We start from the raw sequence: 17,751 nt of genomic DNA on the forward strand, positions 1-17,751 counted from the left end.
TATGACCCGATCCAAAAAGCTTCTTCTCGCTGGCCTTGCCATCGCCGTCGTGCTCGGCACGGCCTATGCCTTTCGGCCCGAGGGCAGCGCCTCCGACGTGGCGGCATCCGAGACTGCACCGCAGAGCGCGGCGCTGACGGTTGCGGTGGTTGCGCCCGAAAAGGGCGTCTGGCCCATCGAAGTTCAGGCCAATGGCTGGCTGGCCGCCTGGCAAGAGGTTGTCATCTCGGCGCAGGTTGGCGGGCAGATGATCACCTCGGTCAACGCCGAAGTGGGCGATACGGTGGCCGAAAACGCACTGCTGAGCGAACTTTCGACCGGGTCGCTGACCAATCAGATCATCCAGCTAGAGGCCGCCGTGGAGTCGGCCAAGGCTTCGCTGGAACTTGCATCCGCCGATGCCGTGCGCGCGCAGCAACTCAGCGGTGGCAGCTCGATCTCAAAACAACAGGCAGCCGAATACTTTGCTACCGAACGCAAGGCGCAAGCAGATGTTCAATCATCTGAAGCGCAACTCGCCTCCGCAAAGCTCGATCTGGCGCATACCAGTATCACGGCGGCAACGGGGGGGATCATCTCCAGTCGCAGTGCTGCGGTCGGCAATGTGGTCAGCGCAGGCCAAGAACTTTTTCGCATGGTGCGTGATGGGCGCGTGGAATGGCAGGCCGAAGTGCCGCTGAACCAGTTGCGCAGCATCAAGGTTGGCATGCCCGTCAGTATTCCAACGCCGATTGGCGACGTATCCGGCGAGGTGCGCCGTATCGCCCCCACCGCCTCGGAAAGCAATGGGCGTGTCATCGTCTATGTCTCGCTTACCCCGCCGAAAGGGCTAGAGACGCCGAAGACCGGCATCATGATATCGGGCAGGTTCAAGGTGGGCAGCAGCGCGGCTGTGTCGGTGCCGTCTTCGGCAGTGGTGATGCAGGACGGGTTTTCCTATGTCTTCACCGTGAACCCGGGCGACGCCAACACCGTTTCGCGTGTTCGGGTTGAAACCGGGCGGCGTCTGGATGATCGCGTCGAGATCACCAGTGACCTGGCACTGGCGGCGGAGGTCGTGCAGGCGGGCGGGGCGTTTTTGTCGGATGGCTCGGTGGTTCGGGTGGTGCCTGCAGAGGCAGACACGGCGGCACCAGCGCCCGCATCTGATGCGGCCACGACCGAGGTGCAGCAATGAATTTCTCTGCTTGGGCCATCCGCAACCCTGTGCCGCCGATCCTTGCGTTCTTGCTGCTGACCATCACGGGCCTGATGGCGTTCAATCGGCTGGATGTGCAGAACTTCCCCGACATGTCGCTGCCGACAATCTCGATTTCGGCCAGCCTTGACGGGGCCGCGGCCGCCCAGCTTGAAACCGAAGTCGCGCGCAAGATCGAAGACCAGTTGACCGGGCTGGATCAACTTGACTCGGTGACCACCACGATCACCGACGGCTCCGCGTCTATTTCGGTGGCCTTTCAGGTCGGCAAGGATGTGCAGACCGCGTTGGACGAGGTTCAATCCGCCGTCGATCAGGCCAAGGCCGATCTGCCCTCGGAAATGAACGCCCCCACCGTGTCGAAAACCACGCTGTCGGGCGGGCCACTGGTGACCTATGTGGTCAGCTCGAACAAACTCGACGATGCAGAGCTAAGCTGGTTTATCGACAACGATCTGAAACGCGCACTGATGGCTGTCGATGGCGTCGGTGAGGTCGGGCGGCTGGGCGGTGTTGACCGCGAGATCAAGATCGAGCTTAATCCGCTGTTGCTGAACGGGCTGGGCCTGTCCGCGGCAGATGTGAACACCCAGCTTGACGCGGTTCAGCGCGATTTGTCTGGCGGCAAGGCCGAAATCGGCGGGGCCTCGCAGTCGGTGCGGGTTCTGGCGGCGTCGGGAAGCGTCGAAGATCTGCGCGCCATCCCGATCCCGTTGCCAAACGGGTCGTGGGTGCGGCTGGACGAGTTGGGCACCGTGACCGATACGTTTTCTAACCTGACCTCGCTGGCCTATCTGAACGGCGAACCTGTTGTCGCCGCACAAATCAAGCGGCTGACCGGTTATTCCGATCTGGCCGTGACCGAAGACGTGCGCACCGCGATGGCCACCTTTGCAGCCGAACACCCGCAGGTAAAGGTCACCGAGGCCTACAACACCATCCTGCCGACCGAGCAGAACTACGCGGCGTCCATGAGCATGCTTTACGAGGGTGCCGCGATTGCCGTGCTTGTGGTGTTCTTGTTCTTGATGGACTGGCGCGGCACCCTGCTTGCCGCCATCGCCCTGCCGCTTTCGATCATCCCGACCTTTCTGGTGATGGACTACTTGGGTTATTCGCTGAACACGGTCACCCTGCTGGCACTGTCGCTGGTGGTCGGGATCCTGGTGGACGATGCGATTGTCGAGGTGGAAAACATCGAGCGGCACATGCAGATGGGCAAGCCGCCCCTTCAAGCCGCGAAAGAGGCCGCTGACGAGATCGGGCTGGCGGTTATTGCCACCACCTTTACCTTGATTGCCGTGTTCCTGCCCACCGCGTTCATGAGCGGGGTGATCGGCATCATCTTCAAGCAATTTGGCATCACAGCCTCTGTCGCGGTGTTCTTTTCGTTGCTGGTCGCCCGCTTTGTCACGCCGATGATGGCCGCTTACATGATGAAGGCCAAAGCCGCGCATGAAAAGCCGGACGGCTTTCTGATGCGCAACTACATTACCGTGATCCGCAGCGCGCTTCAGCACCGCTGGATGCCAGTGGTCGGTGTGCTTGCGTTCTTCGGGCTGACAATTCTGATGCTTGGCCATCTGTCCACGGGGTTCTTCCCCGCCTCGGACAGTAGTCAGACCCAGGTGAAGATCACCACCGCACCCGGAACCACCATCACGCAAACCGATGCGGTATCGCGCACGGTTGCGGCCGCGCTGAAAGGTGTGGGAGACGTTCATGGTGTTTTCCAGGCCACCGGCTCTGCCTCCAGCGGCGGCATGGGGGGCGGGTCGCAGACAAGTTCGGTCACCTCGGCCACGATCGTTGTGGACCTGACCAATATTGATGATCGCGACGTAACCCAGACCGAAATCGAAGCAGGCATCCGCGAAGCCTTGAAAGACATCCCCGGCGCGCGGATCGAGGTCGGGTCTGGCGGGAATGGCACGCAACTGCAACTTACGATGGCGGGCGACAACGCGCAGACCTTGGTTGACGCATCAAGCAACCTTGCGAATGAGGTGCGCGCCAAGATCGTGGGGATTGGCAATGTGACCACCTCGGCCTCCATTCAATCGCCCGAGATCGTGATTACGCCCGATCTGGCGCGCGCCGCCTCTTACGGGGTGACATCGCAAAGCATTTCCAACGCCATCCGGGTGGCGACCTCGGGCGCTTACGACTCGGAGCTGTCGCAACTGAACCTGCCCGAGCGCCAGATCCCGATCCGGGTGACACTCGCCGAGCAGACCCGTCAAAGTCTGGATGAAATCAAGCTTATTCCGGTGCAGGGCGCGAAGGGCAACGTGACGCTTGGCGCGATTGCGCAGGTGTCGCTGGGGTCGTCGCCCGCCCAGATCAACCGCCTTGACCGATCGCGCAACGTCTCGGTGACTATCGAGCTGAACGGACGAAACCTGTCTGACGTCAACAAGGACGTCGCTGAACTGGCCAGCTACCAGAATCTGCCCGCTGGCGTGAAATTTGTCGAACAAGGCGATCTCAAGCGCCAATCGGAACTTTTCAGCAGCTTTGGCACCGCGATGGCGCTGGGTATCTTTTGTGTCTATGCCGTTTTGGTGCTGCTGTTTCATGACTTCTTGCAACCGATCACCATCTTGACCGCGCTGCCGCTGGCACTGGGCGGCGCGCTGTTTCCGTTAGTTATTACCGGGACCAGCTTTTCGATGCCTGCGGTCATCGGCCTGTTATTGCTGATGGGAATCGTGTCGAAAAACTCGATTCTGTTGGTGGATTACGTGCTGCTTGCCCGACGCTCTGGCATGAGCCGCTATGATGCCTTGGTTGATGCCTGCCACAAACGGGCGCGTCCCATCATCATGACCACCGTGGCGATGTCGGCGGGTATGTTGCCGGCGGCGCTGAGCCTGATGGAGGGGGATTCGAGCTTCCGCCAGCCCATGGCAACCGTTGTGATTGGTGGCTTGGCGACGTCTACGCTACTCAGCCTGCTGGTGATTCCTGTAGTGTATACGTTCATCGACGATTTCGAACAGTTCGTCACACGGCGGTTCCGCGCCAAAAGCCCCAACCTGCACCCAAAAAGCGCGCAACAAGGCCAAAGCGGGGCGCGGCGGTTGGATTGCTAAATTAAGACACAGCTGCAAACAACACTGGCCGCTTCTCAAGCGAAATGGGATAGCTGTGGGACGGCATCGACTGGCAGTTCAGGGCCGTTACTGACGGACGGACCTATTGGATCAGCGCAATGCTGTGGGTTAGAGAAAGTTAGCTTCGAGCCGGAAATGACCAATGCAGCACAGGGCATGATCGGTCGGGCCGTCGCTTTAATCGAGCATCTGCCTTGCGACAAATTTTACTATTTGTGCATGAGGGCCTAAAACCAACTCATCGTCGGGCGAGTGACGTGCACCAACTTTCATGAAGGCGTTCCAAATGGCCACCAAAACGAATCTGCATCCGCGCAATCAACATTCGGAAGGCTACGACTTTGTGCGATTGGTGGTGCAGACACCTGAACTCGAGGCTTTCACGATCAGCAATCCACTCGGTCAGACGACAATTGATTTTCAAGATGTAAGCGCCGTTCGTATGCTTAATCGGGCATTGCTAAAGACGCATTATAATATTGATTTTTGGGATATCCCCGCGGGTTATCTATGCCCACCAATTCCCGGTCGTGTGGACTATATCCACTATCTTGCGGACTTGCTTGCCGACAGCAATAACCAAGACACTCCGCGTGGGCGTCATATCAAAGCGTTAGACGTCGGCACCGGTGCAAGTCTGGTTTACCCCTTGACAGGCCAGAGCGAATACGGCTGGCACTTCACTGGCGTCGATATAGATGCGGGTGCTCTCAAATCGGCAAGGCAAATTTGTGAATTCAACAAGTTGAAAATCACCCTTAGGCGACAAAATAATCCTGAGAGTATCTTTAGAGGCGTGATCGAAGCTAACGATTCCTTTCATGTAACCATGTGCAACCCTCCTTTTCATTCGTCCATGGAACAAGCGAATAAAGGCACCCAACGCAAGTGGGCGAATCTTGGAAAAGGACATTCACAAAAGCTCAACTTTGGTGGTCAAAACGCTGAACTTTGGTGTCCGGGTGGCGAGATAGCGTTTGTCGCCCGCATGGTTGAGCAGAGCATGGAGTTCGCTGATCAGTGCCTGTGGTTTACCTCGTTGGTGTCGAAAAAAGATAACCTCCAGCCACTCTACCGAATTTTAGGAAAAGCCAGGGCGGCTGATTTTAAAGTTGTCGAAATGGCACAGGGGCAAAAAACAAGTCGATTTATTGCTTGGACTTACATGAAGAAAAATCAGCGCTCCTTGTTTGCGAATAGAGATGGGTCATAGGAGCCCCTTTGCCGAAATTCTGCGATACAGGTAATGTCTGCTTCGGAGAAGCAGCATCGCAGCATCCCGTGACACTGTGGATGTCCGCTAAGGACCGAATGCGTCGCTCATAGATCGCCAAGGGTCAGCGAGGCCATTCTGCACCGCAGCAAATCGCGAAGAGTGTCTGGGAGTGGATCAGGCAGGGAATGCAGGGTGTCTCTCACCTGCTGATCATCGAACATCTCGTGAAAAATGTTGAACAACGATAACTGTGTGGCAAGAGGCCGCGAGCTCACGATACCTGCGGCACGCGCTGCGCGAGGTCCAGCCCGAGGAAGACCCGCGACACCGCGTTCGTGGAATAGCCCGCCACGCCTTCGAGTAAGGGACGCAGGTGAGCAGATAATTTCCACTGAAAATTGAGCCATGTTTCCCTTCCCCCAGCTTTGCGCGCAATGTGGAAATCAACAACCCCCGCTCTTGACGACGTCTTCGGCCTCTAAGAATGAACAATTGGTGTCTAGTGACCCATTGGAAAGCATAACCTTCACCATCAACAACCCCGTGTGATCTCCTTTGTCAAACTGCCCGCCCGCCTACACCCAGCCCACCGCGAAACCATCCCATCCTACTTGTCGCGCTTAGCTGCTTCGAAAGGGGTGACCGCGCAGAGTTTAGCCTATGACATGGGCGTATCCTTCAAGCGCATCATTAACCTTGATGAGGACGCCCTGTCGCGCCTGTCAAAATGGGGGGCGCTTTCAGCCAAAGAGCTACACGAGCTTTTGTCATGGACAGGTGAAAGTGTCGGTAACATCCGGCTGCGGCTGCGCGGGGAGAACTTTGTCTCGCGCGGCCTGCGCAACCCTATCGTTCGCGGTTGCCCCTTGTGCCTCAAAGAAGATGTTAAGTCGCATGATGGCGACCCGGCTGAGGCGATGGTTATGCGCGGGGATTGGCAGTTTCGCGAGGTGGGACTGTGTTTGCATCATAGTCATCCCCTCGTAGAACTGTGGGTCGCCGATTATCCGAGTGAGCGCTACGATATGGGTGCGCGGCTCAATGAGATCTTGCCCGCGCTCATGGCTGGAAAGCTCGACAAACAACTTCAAGCCCCAACCGCCTTTGACCGCTGGCTGGATGACCGCCTTGAGGATGCGCGCGATTACACTTGGCTTGCGCATCACGATCTTTACGCCGCCGCGAGTTTCTGCCGGATTCTCGGCACGGAGTTGCTTCGCCTTGACCCGCAGGCCGCGGCAAATGGATGCGGTCTAGATATGCAAGCACGCGCAAGAGGCTTTGAGGTCGCAAGTAAAGGCGAGCCCAGCATCCTCGCAGCCCTGACCACGCTCATGCAATCGGCGACCGGGCGCAATCAAGAAATCAAAGCTGCCTTGGGACATCTATTTTACAAGAACATCTCCACAGCATCGTTGCACCTCTAATGTTTCGTGCCGTTTCGCCGCGTCCTGCGATCCTTCGTGATAGATAATTGGCCCATCGAAGAAGGTGCCCACATTTACGGCACGCCCCTCCCAGGGCGTATCCTGCACTCGATCACTACGGCGTCGACAGAAACCGGGATAGGCACGAATCTACTGAGACAGCTGCTGGTTGAACCTGGTGCCGTTGATGCAGATGACGCTCGCCCGAACGACCTTCCGCGCACAAGAGTATGCGCCACTTTTGGCGGAGATCCTGACATGGGTCGAACCTGTCAAAATGAGACGCGCGATGGGGGCTTCGCTAAATGAGCTTAACGCGCTGGTTGAGGCGAACTTGTTGGTGCCTCGCACGCAGCTCCCGAAAATCAAAAGGGTTTGGCGCCGTTCAGATGGCCTTGATCTCGTTGCTCATCTGAAGCCCATTTCCCAATCGATCAGCGAACAGGATCAAAATTGGGAGAGATTGCAGATCGCAAAAGCCCGTTCAGGCCTCACTGTCGGTGACCTCATCGCAGCCATCTGGGCTGGGCAGCTGCAAATTGGCGCGAGAGACGGCCAGTCCGGTTACCAGAGCCTTTGCGTCCATAAGGAAGAGGTAAACAATCTGGCGGATCATGCGTCTGTGCTCAAACAGCGAGACCATCCCTCGGCGGTCCAGTTTGGGCGCTCCGTCGGCATCCGCGATAAACGCCGTTTTTCTACTCTGGTTGAAAAGGGCTATACGCCGGCCACAAGAATGCGCCATCCCAATACCGGTATATGGCAATATGTTATGACCGAGGCCAACATGATCGCATTCCATGCCCGATTCATGACCCTCACAACCATGACTGAAGAATTCGGAGGGCATCGGCAAATCTACCTCGCTGCGCTTCGATCTGCAGGTGTGCCCACTTTCATGCCCGACGGTGAGGACTATGGTCATCTCTACCTAAGGAGCTCGGTGGAGCCTGTGTTGCGTAAACAACGCCTTATCGACTGACTGCACCTCCCAAACAGAGATCGAGGCGGTCACACCATCCATTTGAAATCATGAAATAAAATACTGGAGGGCGGATTTTTGCCCCATTGTATAGCGAAATCTCTTAACAGGGGGTGTGCAAGAAAACGCCAAAACGTGCACTCTTATGCCTCGTTTACAATGTTTAATAAATCTATGGCGACTCCGGAAGGACTTGAACCCTCAACCCCAGACTTAGAAGGTCCGTGCTCTATCCAGTTGAGCTACGGAGCCGCATTTGGCCTATGTGCGGCAGGATCGGCCGCTACGCAAGGCTGCGCGTCATGTAAAGCGAGTTCGCATCAAGGCTGTAGCCCTCAAACGGCGGGCAATCCTCAAACCCGGCTTTGTAATACAACGCGCGGGCGGCGACGAAAGTGGGCTGCACCCCGGTTTCCAGCGACAGGCGTTTCAGGCCTGCGGCTTTGGCCTCGGCCAAGAGATGATCGAGCATGGTGCGCGACAGACCCCTGCCCCGCGCCTCGGTCAGCACATGCATGGATTTGATCTCGGCATGGGCTGCGTCGATCCGTTTGAACGCGCCCATCGCCAAGGGTTTTCCCGCATCGCGCAGCACGAAGAAATCCACCTCGGGGATCGCCAGTTCCGAGGCATCCATCATATGGATGCTTTCGGGCGGCGTATCGGCGTGCATGTCTTCGGTGTGGCGCTGCATCAGCAGCGCCAGATCCGCACTTAGCGGGCTTTCCTTGGTGATGGTCACACTCATTGTGCACCCATCATATTGGTGCCATTCACCAAGAAACCACCGGTTGCGGTGGATTCCAGTTCCCAGACCAAAGCGCCGTTTTCGCCGGGTTTGGCCATGCCTTCGGCCATTTTCAGCATCGGCGTGATCTGGCCTGTCATCTCGGGCGGGCCAGCGGCGAGCGCCTGTTCCACTGCCGTCAAACCCGTTGCAGTGACGGTGGCTTTGCCGACGGGCATCGGCGTGGCCGGGCCCGCGCTGAAAGCACCCTCATAGGTCACGGTATACAGCGGCGAGGTGATGGTGCCCGGTGCCAATGTGAGATCGACCACGCCATCGGGCAGCAAAGCCGCCAGCAACGCCTGATCTTCTTCCGGCGTGTTGACCTTCGGATTAGCAAGATCCAGCGTTTCCAACAGGATCGCCGCCGGGGCTGCCAGATTGAAGCGCGAGGCTTTGAAATCGAGGCTCAGCGAGGTCGGCACCAGTTGCGCCGCCCATTCCGGCACCAGACCCGCGGGCAGGCTCAGGCCATTCAGGGTGAAGGCTTCGCGGAACAGACCATCATCGACAATCCCATTCGCCTCAATCTCAAACGTCATATCGCTGAGGCCGACCGCGCCCATCGGAGTATCGACCTTAACCGCTTTCAGCGCGCCCGTGGCCGCCACATGCGCAAACAGCGGCAAGCCGTCTTTCACGATGCCCTTCAGCGTGTCTTGCTGTGCGATAGCGGCTGCGGCATCTGGGTTGGCGACGGCAAAGGCGATCAGTTTATAAATCGCATCCGGGCGCAGGCCCGTCATCTCGGAGGTTCCCGACTGGCTTTCGGCGGTCAGGGTGATCGGCATCCCCATTTCCGGGACCGTCATCGTCTCGGTCAGCCCGGTGGCCTCATAGGTGCTGGACGCGTCCACCCCGCCATCGGCACCGGCTTCAGCGGTGCTATCAAGTTTCATGCTGGCAAGGCTGTAGGCGACATTGGTCTCAGATTTGGTGTTCGGATCAATCACCTTCTCGGTCACCGCCATATCGGTCGCCGTGGTGGTCGAGGTGGTGAAGGCTTGCAGCGCCGCATCAAAAGTGCCGGTGCTTTGCAGGCTGGCAATCTTCACCGCGATATCCGCCGTACCTGGCACCGACAAAGTGAAGTCAAGCGCTTGATCCTGCTCCATTTCCCATGTGCCATCGCCGTTATCGGTCAGGCTGAATTCGATCGGGGTGATGGTGGTTTTCACCTCGGGCGGGGCCTTGGCGATCAGCGGCGCGAAATCGAGGGTGACATCGTAGTAATCCTCCTCGGGGGTGACGGTGACGACGCCTTCGGTCGCGCCAAGATAAGTTTGCAGCGTGGCGGTCAGGGCTTCGGCCCCCTCTGGCGTGGCTTCAGCCGAGGCTAGGCTGGCGCAGAGGCTGAGCGGCAGAGCAATAATGGCAGCATAACGCATGGGAAAACCTTTCTTTGGGTCGAAATGTAGCAGGCAAAAAGCGCCCTAAGCTTGGGCGGGGGTGATGGTTAATGCGTCCAGACACCGCGACGGTCGGTCGCGAAATTCTCCCCATAGCCACGCTGGCGGATCAAAGCTTTGCGCTTTTGCGGCTCGGTCACGTCAAATTCAATAGCGTTTGCAGTGGCATAGGCTTCGGCAGCTTCACGCGACTCAAAGCGCAGTTTGACCTGCGCTTGGGTGTCCGAAGAACTGGTCCAGCCCATCAGCGGATCAACTTCCCGCGCAGAATCCGGGGCGAATTCCAGCAGCCAATCGGTGGTTTTCGCGGTGCCAGACTGCATGGCGGTTCTGGCGGGCTGATAAATGCGGGCGCGCATGATGAAAACTCCCTGAGTGTTGGGTAGGTTTATTCCGAAATTGGCGGGAAAACGCAAGCCAGAAGGCGCTGTCGGTTGGTCGCGAGGGGTGTGAGTGGGGTGTGTGGTGCGACCAACCGACAGCGAAGTTTGCTGCTTGCTCGGGTAGAGTGCCGCAGGCTTCGCCGCAAAACAACTATAAAGTGCATCTTTGATCTACATTTTCGTTAAAATTGCATTGCTTTTCTTCACTTTAGCGAAAGATAGGTTAACAGCTGCTTTCACACGCCTTTGTTTTCCATGCCCCTTCCCCGTGAACAAAAACGGAATAGATTGGGCGCTGGAGGGAATCACGGGAAGGAATCACTGTGCCCCATAACAACATCAATGCCCTGTCCGAGCGCCCCGAGGTGCTGACCCGCCCCAAGCTGGAAGGCGGGCGGCGGTTTGTCTTGAAGACCCCGTTTGAGGCGGCGGGCGATCAGCCGACCGCGATTGCAGCGCTGTCACAGGGGATTCTGGAGGGCGAGCATGATCAGGTTTTGCTGGGCGCGACCGGCACCGGCAAGACCTTTACAATGGCGAAGGTGATCGAACAGACCCAGCGTCCGGCGATTATCTTGGCCCCCAACAAGACGCTGGCCGCGCAATTATACGGCGAATTCAAGGGCTTCTTCCCCGAAAATGCGGTGGAATACTTCGTTTCCTACTACGATTACTATCAGCCCGAAGCTTACGTCGCCCGCACCGACACCTTCATCGAGAAGGAATCGCAGATCAACGAACAGATCGACCGGATGCGCCACTCGGCCACCCGTGCCCTGCTGGAACGCGACGATGTGATCATCGTGGCCTCGGTGTCGTGCATCTATGGCATCGGTTCGGTGGAAACCTATTCGGCGATGACGCAGGATTTGCTGGTCGGGCAGCACTATGATCAACGGCAGGTGTTGGGCGAGTTGGTGGCACAGGCCTATAAGCGCAACGATCAGGCGTTCCAGCGCGGCTGCTTCCGGGTGCGCGGCGATTCAGTCGAAGTTTGGCCCGCCCACCTTGAAGATCGGGCCTGGCGGTTCTCGTTTTTCGGCGAGGAATTAGAGGCGATTGTAGAGTTTGACCCCTTGACCGGGGCGAAGACCGACAGTTTCAAGCAAATCCGCATCTATGCCAATTCGCACTATGTCACGCCGCGCCCGACGATGAATCAGGCGGTGATCGGCATCAAGAAAGAGCTGCGGCAGACGCTGGATTTGATGGTGTCGCAGGGTAAACTGCTGGAAGCGCAGCGGCTGGAGCAGCGCACCTCTTTCGATCTGGAAATGCTGGAGGCGACCGGGGTTTGCAACGGCATTGAAAACTACTCACGCTATCTGACGGGGCGCGCTCCGGGCGAACCGCCGCCAACCTTGTTCGAGTTTATCCCCGACAATGCCATTGTTTTTGCTGACGAATCCCATGTGTCTGTGCCGCAGATCGGCGGCATGTACAAGGGCGACTTCCGGCGCAAAATGACGCTGGCCGAGCATGGCTTCCGCCTGCCGTCCTGCATGGACAACCGCCCGCTGAAGTTTGAAGAATGGGACGCGATGCGGACGCAAACGGTGTTCGTATCCGCCACCCCGGCAGCTTGGGAGATGGAGCAAACCGGCGGCGTCTTTGTCGAGCAGGTGATCCGCCCGACTGGTCTGGTCGATCCGCAGATCGAAATTCGCCCGGTCGATATGCAGGTGGATGATCTGCTGGATGAAATCCGCCGTGTGGCGGCCTTGGGTCTGCGCGTGTTGGTCACAACCCTGACCAAACGCATGGCGGAAGACCTGACCGAATATTTCCACGAACAAGGCATCCGCATCCGCTATATGCACTCGGACATCGACACCATTGAACGCATTGAAATCCTGCGGGATTTGCGGCTGGGGGCGTTTGATGTGCTGGTCGGCATCAACCTGTTGCGCGAGGGGTTGGACATCCCAGAATGTGGCTTGGTGGCGATTTTGGACGCCGATAAAGAAGGCTTCCTGCGCTCGGAAACCTCATTGATCCAGACGATTGGCCGGGCGGCGCGCAACTCCGATGGCCGGGTGATCATGTATGCCGACCGGATCACCGGCAGTATGGAGCGCGCGATTGGTGAGACCACGCGGCGGCGCGATAAACAGATTGCTTACAACACGTTGCACGGGATTACGCCCACCACGATCAAGAAAAACGTCGAGGATGTGCTGCTTGGGATTTACCAAGGCGACACCGATCAGGCGCGGGTGACGGCGAAGATCGACCGGCCGATGTTGGGGCATAACCTTGCCAGCCATCTGGACGCGTTGCGGCTGGCGATGCGCAAAGCTGCCGAGAATCTGGAGTTTGAAGAGGCTGCGCGGATGCGGGATGAGGTGCGGCGGCTGGAAGCCGTGGAACTGACCATCGCCGATGATCCTTTGGCCCGGCAATCGGTGGTCGAGGACGCCGTGGAAGACGCTGTGAAAATGTCGGGCCGCTCAACCGGCGGCCGGGCGGGGATGCGGGGCGGCAAGGCGCGGCGGCGGAAGTAGTCAGAATGCCGCGATCACCTCATACATCACCGGCTCGAAGCCTTTGCACAGGGTGTTGATCAGACGGTTGCGCTCGCGCATTTCCGGGCTGCGCAGCATCGCCTGATAATCCTCGCGCCGCTGCCATTTGGAGTAGTTGCACACCCGCGTCATCGCGTCGTTCATATGCAGACCAGCGCCGATAAAGCCTTGTTGATGCCGGATAAATTCGTCGTAGGCGGCTTGTAGTTTCTCCATAAGATCATGGGCGGTGGCGGGGGTCATCTCGAAGGTAGTGATGATGGTTTGGCCTTGGAAGCTGGCGGAGATGTCGGTCATGGCGGGCTCCTTTTTCGGCAAGGCTAGGCGGTGGCGGTGAGTCGGGCAAGGGACTTGGCAGGGCCGCGTTTTCGCGGCATGGTGGGATTAGGTATAATAGGCGGGCGATATGAAGATCTTAGACCCGAATGATCCGTTCTTTGCCAAGGCTTGGGTGCGGTGGGTGACTTGTGTTTTGCCAATGCTGTGGGGGTTGGTGGAGTTCTATTACAACAGCCCCGGCTGGGGGGTTTTGTTTGTTGTGGCAGGGGCTTACGCGTTTTATATGCTGATCATCAAGACTTCGGACAACGGATAGAGCCGCGCATTTCGCCGGAATCTCCGGTGAGCGAGGTTTCGCGCAGTTTGCAGCCTGTCACCTCGGGAATCAGGGCGATCATTTGGGCGCGGATGTCGTCATGCTCGCCGCGTTTGGCATAGCCTTGGCGGATCACCTCGACGCGTTTTTCGGTATAGAAAACCGTGTATTGGCGGCCATCACGGGTCACGTCCACCCGCTTGGCGTTGAAGAATTCCGGCGCGGGTTGGGCACCGCAGGCGCAGAGGATCAGCAGGGGGATGAGGGCTTTCATGGCCTCAGCTTGGCCGGATTTGGTTAAGGCCGCGTTAACGGCGGCGTTTCGCCGGGGTTGTGGATGGAGGGAACCGGGGCGGGGTTGGCGCGTTGTCGGGTATCAGCCAATTTCATAGGAGGCTTCCATGACCATCAAATCTTACATCCTCGTCGGTATCGCGGCGTTTGGGCTCTCGGGCTGCTTGGAAAACGACGCCCAGCGCGGCTTGGCGGGTGCGGCGGGCGGTGCTGTGATCGCGGGGGCCACGGGCGGCAATGCGGTGACGGGCGCGGTTATCGGCGGCGCGGGCGGATATTTCTGCCGCGATCTGAATGTGCCGGGTTGCCGGAATAAGTGAGGGTTGGGAGTGGGGGGCGGGTAATTGGGCCCGCTCTTTTCGGTTTGTAGTGGTGTAGGTTGGAGTGAAATCCAGCCCTACATTTTGTTAAACATTAAAAAGCGCATTCCATGCTTCAGCGTAGCTAGGCGACGGCAACCAATCAAACGACATCAACGATTTTTGAGATCTTACCCAACCCGGCTCGCCCGTTACGAAAAGATTGTCTAATTCTTCACTTTCGATGGCGAAGCCCATCTGCGAAGTGCTATTTTTTGTGTTAGGTAGGTGAATGCCGTTTTTATTTATGATTACAGGAACATTACTTATGACAGAGCGGAAGGTTTTGAAGTTTACGATTCCATCCGTAATGGAAATGTCCAAGAACACTTTCCGATTCGGACCGACCACCTTAAATTTAGTTCCGGTCAGCGTAATGTCCCAAAAAAAGTGCGCCCTAAACTCTATTACATTCTCTATGATCGACAAAGCGAGTTTTCCATCCCTTCCGAATATATCCAAATTAAATTTTGGCTTACTCCCAAGCAAGAATGAGAATGGCACGTAACCGTTGATATTGAATAAATTGAATTTCCGATCCACTGGGATCGCGACTCCACAGTTTCCGAAAACAACTTTGAACATGGGGCTCAACAGAGGCTCATAAAATCCGCTATTTTGCTGCTGCCTCAAATAAGGATTTGCTCGCCAAGTTTCGACTTCTCGCTTATAAAGTCGTCCTGCCGTCACTTCAGTGTGATGCCAGGGACATAACAGAACAATGTTTTCAAAATCGTGCGCCTGACATTTAGCGTATGGAGTGACATGCTCATATTCGGTCGGCATCTTGCCACATATAATACAACCATATCCACAATGCTGACGAACGCGGCGCTTTATATCCTCGGGAATAGCGGGTCGAGACATTCAACTCTCCAAATAAGTGCCAAACATCCCGCCCATCCTGCACTGTGTGGGCACGCGAATGGTTTCACCATTCTCTTTCGCCCACCCGCGCTAAAACTGGACAGCCTAGCTGTCCATTTTTAGCGCGCTAATAAACGCCTCCTGCGGAATCTCCACTTTCCCAAACTGCCGCATCCGCTTTTTCCCGGCCTTCTGCTTCTCCAGCAGTTTCTTCTTCCGGGTGGCGTCGCCGCCGTAGCATTTGGCGGTCACGTCTTTGCGCATGGCCGACAAAGTCTCACGCGCGATCACTCGCGCGCCAATCGCCGCCTGGATCGGGATTTTGAACATATGGCGAGGGATCAGGTCTTTCAGTTTTTCAACCATGGCGCGGCCACGCGCCTCGGCCCTATCCCGATGGACCATCATCGACAGCGCGTCGACGGGTTCCTCGTTGACAAGAATCGACATTTTGACAAGGAAATCTTCACGATATTCCGAGATGCTATAGTCAAAGGAGGCATAGCCCTGCGTGACCGATTTCAGGCGGTCGTAGAAATCGAACACCACTTCGGCCAGCGGCAGATCGTAGACCACCATGGCGCGGGAGCCGGCATAGGACAGGTCCATCTGGATGCCGCGGCGGTCTTGGCAGAGTTTCAGCACATCGCCGAGGTAGTCGTCGGGGACCATGATCGTGGCTTTGATCCGGGGTTCCTCGATGTGGTCGATATAGGTCAGGTCGGGCATGTCGGCGGGGTTGTGCAGGTCTTGCACGGTGCCGTCTTTCATGTGGAGTTTGAAGACCACCGAGGGGGCGGTGGTGATCAGGTCGATGTCATATTCGCGCTCCAGCCGATCCCGGATGACTTCGAGGTGCAAAAGGCCAAGGAAGCCGCAGCGGAAGCCGAAGCCGAGGGCGGCGGAGGTTTCCATCTCGGTGCTGAAGGACGCGTCGTTGAGCGAGAGTTTCTCGATAGCGTCGCGGAGGGCTTCGAATTCGGCGGCATCGACCGGGAACAGGCCGCAGAACACCACGGGCTGGGCGGGTTTGAAGCCGGGGAGGGCTTCGGTGCAGCCCTTGCGTTCGTGGGTGATGGTGTCGCCGACCCGGGTGTCGCGGACTTGCTTGATGCTGGCGGTGAAGATGCCGATTTCGCCCGGCCCCAGTTCGGCAATGTCGACCATCTGCGGCTTGAGGACCGAGAGTTTGTCGATGCCGTAGACGGCGTTGGTTTGCATCATGCGGACGCGGTCACCCTTTTTCATCACGCCGTCCATGATGCGGACCATGACGACGACGCCGAGGTAGGCATCATACCATGAGTCGACCAGCATCGCTTTCAGAGGCGCGTCGCGGTCGCCCTTTGGGGCCGGCAGGCGGGTGACGATGGCCTCTAGCACTTCGGGGATGCCGAGGCCGGATTTGGCGGAGATCAGCACGGCATCGGAGGCATCAAGGCCGATCACGTCTTCGATCTGCTGGCGGATGCGGTCGGGTTCTGCTGCGGGCAGGTCGATCTTGTTGAGGACGGGGACGATTTCGTGGCCGGCATCCAAGGCTTGGTAGACGTTCGCCAGCGTCTGCGCCTCGACCCCCTGAGACGCATCGACGACCAGCAGCGAGCCTTCAACCGCGCGCATCGAGCGGGAGACTTCATAGGCAAAGTCGACGTGGCCGGGGGTGTCGATCAGGTTCAGGATATAGGTTTTGCCATCCTTCGCCGGATATTCGATCCGCACCGTGTTGGCCTTGATGGTGATGCCGCGCTCGCGCTCGATATCCATGCTGTCCAGCATCTGCGCCTTCATATCGCGCGCAGCCACCGTGCCGGTCATCTGAATGAGCCGGTCGGCGAGGGTGGATTTACCGTGGTCGATGTGGGCCACGATGGAGAAGTTGCGGATGAGATCAAGCTGGGTCATGCGCGCGATATAGCTTGGATTGGGGGGGGCGGGAAGGGGGTTGTGGTGCGCAGGATGTGTCCACGCGTGGACAGAAGGGTGGTGTGTGTGATTTCAATGAGTTAGCTGGAGGTCGTTAAGAGTTTGTTAAGGGTTGCGGCCATGCGAATTGGCATAGGTGAGGGGTGGCTTTGCGCGGCTCCAAGCGTGGCGGGGTGAACCCCGCCCTGCCGCAAAGACAGCTGGCGCGTGGAATCCGACCAATGGCAACCGCGTCTTGAAAAATCCCGCGCTTGCTACCATACTGATTCCAGATAATGATCTGCGGCTGAGGGCAACCCGGTCGTGGGCGGGCAGAGGCAGAGCGATGAAAAAGTCTATTTTGTGGGCGGCCAGTCTGGCTGTGTTAAGTCTGGGCGTGGTGCTTCCGGTGATGAGCAGTTTTGCCAGCGCCGGGCCGATTGAGAATGCGTGCAACCGCTCCGAGCGCAAGGCGGCCAATCGGCAGCTGTGTGCTTGTATTCAGCAGGTTGCCGATATGACGCTGAAAGGCGGCGATCAGCGCCGCGCGGTGGCGTTCTTCAAGGACCCCGAGAAGGCGCATAAGGTCTGGATGTCGAAAACCGACAGCGATGATGCATTTTGGGAGCGCTATAAGGCGTTCGGCGCGCAGGCGCAGGCCTATTGCGGCGGCTGAACGCGGGCTCAG

The 17,751-nt window shown here is 57.8% G+C and carries 16 protein-coding genes and 1 tRNA gene; 9 read left to right on the forward strand and 8 right to left on the reverse strand.

Going from position 1 to position 17,751, the window contains the following annotated elements:
* Nucleotide 1: 1 nt before the first annotated feature.
* The 5 genes from AKV04_RS03780 (at nt 2) to AKV04_RS03800 (ending at nt 7,939) form a co-directional block, all read left to right on the forward strand.
* Nucleotides 2-1,177, forward strand: a complete 1,176-nt coding sequence (locus tag AKV04_RS03780; protein ID WP_054005147.1) for an efflux RND transporter periplasmic adaptor subunit — start codon at nt 2-4, stop codon at nt 1,175-1,177.
* Entirely contained in the window at nt 1,174-4,293 is a 3,120-nt protein-coding gene (locus AKV04_RS03785; RefSeq protein WP_054005148.1) for an efflux RND transporter permease subunit, read from the forward strand. Before AKV04_RS03780 ends, AKV04_RS03785 begins: the two co-directional genes overlap by 4 nt.
* Nucleotides 4,294-4,600: 307 nt before the next feature.
* Nucleotides 4,601-5,527 (forward strand): 23S rRNA (adenine(1618)-N(6))-methyltransferase RlmF, encoded by a 927-nt coding sequence (rlmF, locus tag AKV04_RS03790; RefSeq protein WP_054005214.1) that lies wholly within the window; start codon nt 4,601-4,603, stop codon nt 5,525-5,527.
* 548 nt (nt 5,528-6,075) lie between these two features.
* Nucleotides 6,076-6,957 (forward strand): TniQ family protein, encoded by an 882-nt coding sequence (locus AKV04_RS03795; protein ID WP_162232828.1) that lies wholly within the window; start codon nt 6,076-6,078, stop codon nt 6,955-6,957.
* A gap of 187 nt (nt 6,958-7,144) precedes the next feature.
* Nucleotides 7,145-7,939, forward strand: a complete 795-nt coding sequence (locus AKV04_RS03800; RefSeq protein ID WP_054005150.1) for a hypothetical protein — start codon at nt 7,145-7,147, stop codon at nt 7,937-7,939.
* Between the two features lie 175 nt (nt 7,940-8,114).
* On the opposite strand, the gene AKV04_RS03805 is transcribed toward AKV04_RS03800, so the two are convergent.
* The 4 genes from AKV04_RS03805 to AKV04_RS03820 form a co-directional block, all read right to left on the reverse strand.
* Nucleotides 8,115-8,191 (reverse strand) — tRNA-Arg (locus AKV04_RS03805).
* A gap of 31 nt (nt 8,192-8,222) precedes the next feature.
* Nucleotides 8,223-8,687 carry a GNAT family N-acetyltransferase gene (locus AKV04_RS03810; RefSeq protein ID WP_054005151.1) on the reverse strand — a complete coding sequence of 155 codons (465 nt, stop codon included), beginning with the start codon at nt 8,685-8,687 and terminating at the stop codon, nt 8,223-8,225.
* Nucleotides 8,684-10,114 carry a hypothetical protein gene (locus AKV04_RS03815; protein WP_054005152.1) on the reverse strand — a complete coding sequence of 477 codons (1,431 nt, stop codon included), beginning with the start codon at nt 10,112-10,114 and terminating at the stop codon, nt 8,684-8,686. Before AKV04_RS03815 ends, AKV04_RS03810 begins: the two co-directional genes overlap by 4 nt.
* 68 nt (nt 10,115-10,182) lie before the next feature.
* On the reverse strand, nt 10,183-10,494 hold the full coding sequence (locus tag AKV04_RS03820; RefSeq protein WP_054005153.1) for an ETC complex I subunit: 312 nt from the start codon (nt 10,492-10,494) through the stop codon (nt 10,183-10,185).
* Nucleotides 10,495-10,841: 347 nt separating this feature from the next.
* On the opposite strand from AKV04_RS03820, the gene uvrB reads away from it, so the two are divergent.
* On the forward strand, nt 10,842-13,022 hold the full coding sequence (uvrB, locus tag AKV04_RS03825) for an excinuclease ABC subunit UvrB (RefSeq protein ID WP_054005154.1): 2,181 nt from the start codon (nt 10,842-10,844) through the stop codon (nt 13,020-13,022).
* On the opposite strand, the gene AKV04_RS03830 is transcribed toward uvrB, so the two are convergent.
* Complete coding sequence (locus AKV04_RS03830) at nt 13,023-13,340, reverse strand: antibiotic biosynthesis monooxygenase family protein (protein WP_054005155.1); 318 nt, start codon at nt 13,338-13,340, stop codon at nt 13,023-13,025. It abuts the gene before it with no gap.
* A 109-nt stretch (nt 13,341-13,449) separates the two neighbouring features.
* On the opposite strand from AKV04_RS03830, the gene AKV04_RS03835 reads away from it, so the two are divergent.
* On the forward strand, nt 13,450-13,638 hold the full coding sequence (locus AKV04_RS03835) for a hypothetical protein (RefSeq protein WP_054005156.1): 189 nt from the start codon (nt 13,450-13,452) through the stop codon (nt 13,636-13,638).
* Here the strand turns inward: AKV04_RS03835 and AKV04_RS03840 are convergent.
* On the reverse strand, nt 13,616-13,912 hold the full coding sequence (locus AKV04_RS03840) for a hypothetical protein (RefSeq protein WP_054005157.1): 297 nt from the start codon (nt 13,910-13,912) through the stop codon (nt 13,616-13,618). The two genes, AKV04_RS03835 and AKV04_RS03840, sit on opposite strands and share 23 nt — an antisense overlap.
* A 127-nt stretch (nt 13,913-14,039) precedes the next feature.
* Here AKV04_RS03840 and AKV04_RS03845 point away from each other — a divergent pair, with 127 nt between their 5' ends.
* The gene (locus AKV04_RS03845) at nt 14,040-14,252 is read left to right on the forward strand and encodes a hypothetical protein (protein ID WP_054005158.1); all 213 of its coding nucleotides are present in this window, start codon (nt 14,040-14,042) and stop codon (nt 14,250-14,252) included.
* 87 nt (nt 14,253-14,339) lie between these two features.
* On the opposite strand, the gene AKV04_RS03850 is transcribed toward AKV04_RS03845, so the two are convergent.
* Together AKV04_RS03850 and lepA are read right to left on the reverse strand one after the other, a co-directional pair.
* Nucleotides 14,340-15,158: an HNH endonuclease gene (locus AKV04_RS03850; RefSeq protein WP_156317348.1), complete on the reverse strand. Its 819-nt coding sequence runs from the start codon at nt 15,156-15,158 to the stop codon at nt 14,340-14,342.
* A 105-nt stretch (nt 15,159-15,263) separates the two neighbouring features.
* Nucleotides 15,264-17,063: a translation elongation factor 4 gene (lepA, locus tag AKV04_RS03855; RefSeq protein WP_054005160.1), complete on the reverse strand. Its 1,800-nt coding sequence runs from the start codon at nt 17,061-17,063 to the stop codon at nt 15,264-15,266.
* 346 nt (nt 17,064-17,409) lie between these two features.
* Between lepA and AKV04_RS03860 the strand changes: the two genes are divergently transcribed.
* A complete protein-coding gene (locus AKV04_RS03860) occupies nt 17,410-17,739 on the forward strand; it encodes a hypothetical protein (protein ID WP_054005161.1) in 330 nt (109 codons plus the stop codon).
* Nucleotides 17,740-17,751 lie beyond the last annotated feature (12 nt).

Source organism: Cypionkella psychrotolerans, from assembly GCF_001294535.1.
Lineage (GTDB): Bacteria > Pseudomonadota > Alphaproteobacteria > Rhodobacterales > Rhodobacteraceae > Cypionkella > Cypionkella psychrotolerans.

Bases quoted from the DNA above. Each gene is read 5' to 3' on its own strand.
- AKV04_RS03780 (WP_054005147.1), top strand. From the start codon at position 2: ATGACCCGATCCAAAAAGCTTCTTCTCGCTGGCCTTGCCATCGCCGTC.
- AKV04_RS03785 (WP_054005148.1), top strand. From the start codon at position 1,174: ATGAATTTCTCTGCTTGGGCCATCCGCAACCCTGTGCCGCCGATCCTT.
- rlmF (WP_054005214.1), top strand. From the start codon at position 4,601: ATGGCCACCAAAACGAATCTGCATCCGCGCAATCAACATTCGGAAGGC.
- AKV04_RS03800 (WP_054005150.1), top strand. From the start codon at position 7,145: ATGCAGATGACGCTCGCCCGAACGACCTTCCGCGCACAAGAGTATGCG.
- AKV04_RS03810 (WP_054005151.1), bottom strand. From the start codon at position 8,687: ATGAGTGTGACCATCACCAAGGAAAGCCCGCTAAGTGCGGATCTGGCG.
- AKV04_RS03815 (WP_054005152.1), bottom strand. From the start codon at position 10,114: ATGCGTTATGCTGCCATTATTGCTCTGCCGCTCAGCCTCTGCGCCAGC.
- AKV04_RS03820 (WP_054005153.1), bottom strand. From the start codon at position 10,494: ATGCGCGCCCGCATTTATCAGCCCGCCAGAACCGCCATGCAGTCTGGC.
- AKV04_RS03830 (WP_054005155.1), bottom strand. From the start codon at position 13,340: ATGACCGACATCTCCGCCAGCTTCCAAGGCCAAACCATCATCACTACC.
- AKV04_RS03835 (WP_054005156.1), top strand. From the start codon at position 13,450: ATGAAGATCTTAGACCCGAATGATCCGTTCTTTGCCAAGGCTTGGGTG.
- AKV04_RS03840 (WP_054005157.1), bottom strand. From the start codon at position 13,912: ATGAAAGCCCTCATCCCCCTGCTGATCCTCTGCGCCTGCGGTGCCCAA.
- AKV04_RS03845 (WP_054005158.1), top strand. From the start codon at position 14,040: ATGACCATCAAATCTTACATCCTCGTCGGTATCGCGGCGTTTGGGCTC.
- AKV04_RS03850 (WP_156317348.1), bottom strand. From the start codon at position 15,158: ATGTCTCGACCCGCTATTCCCGAGGATATAAAGCGCCGCGTTCGTCAG.
- lepA (WP_054005160.1), bottom strand. From the start codon at position 17,063: ATGACCCAGCTTGATCTCATCCGCAACTTCTCCATCGTGGCCCACATC.
- AKV04_RS03860 (WP_054005161.1), top strand. From the start codon at position 17,410: ATGAAAAAGTCTATTTTGTGGGCGGCCAGTCTGGCTGTGTTAAGTCTG.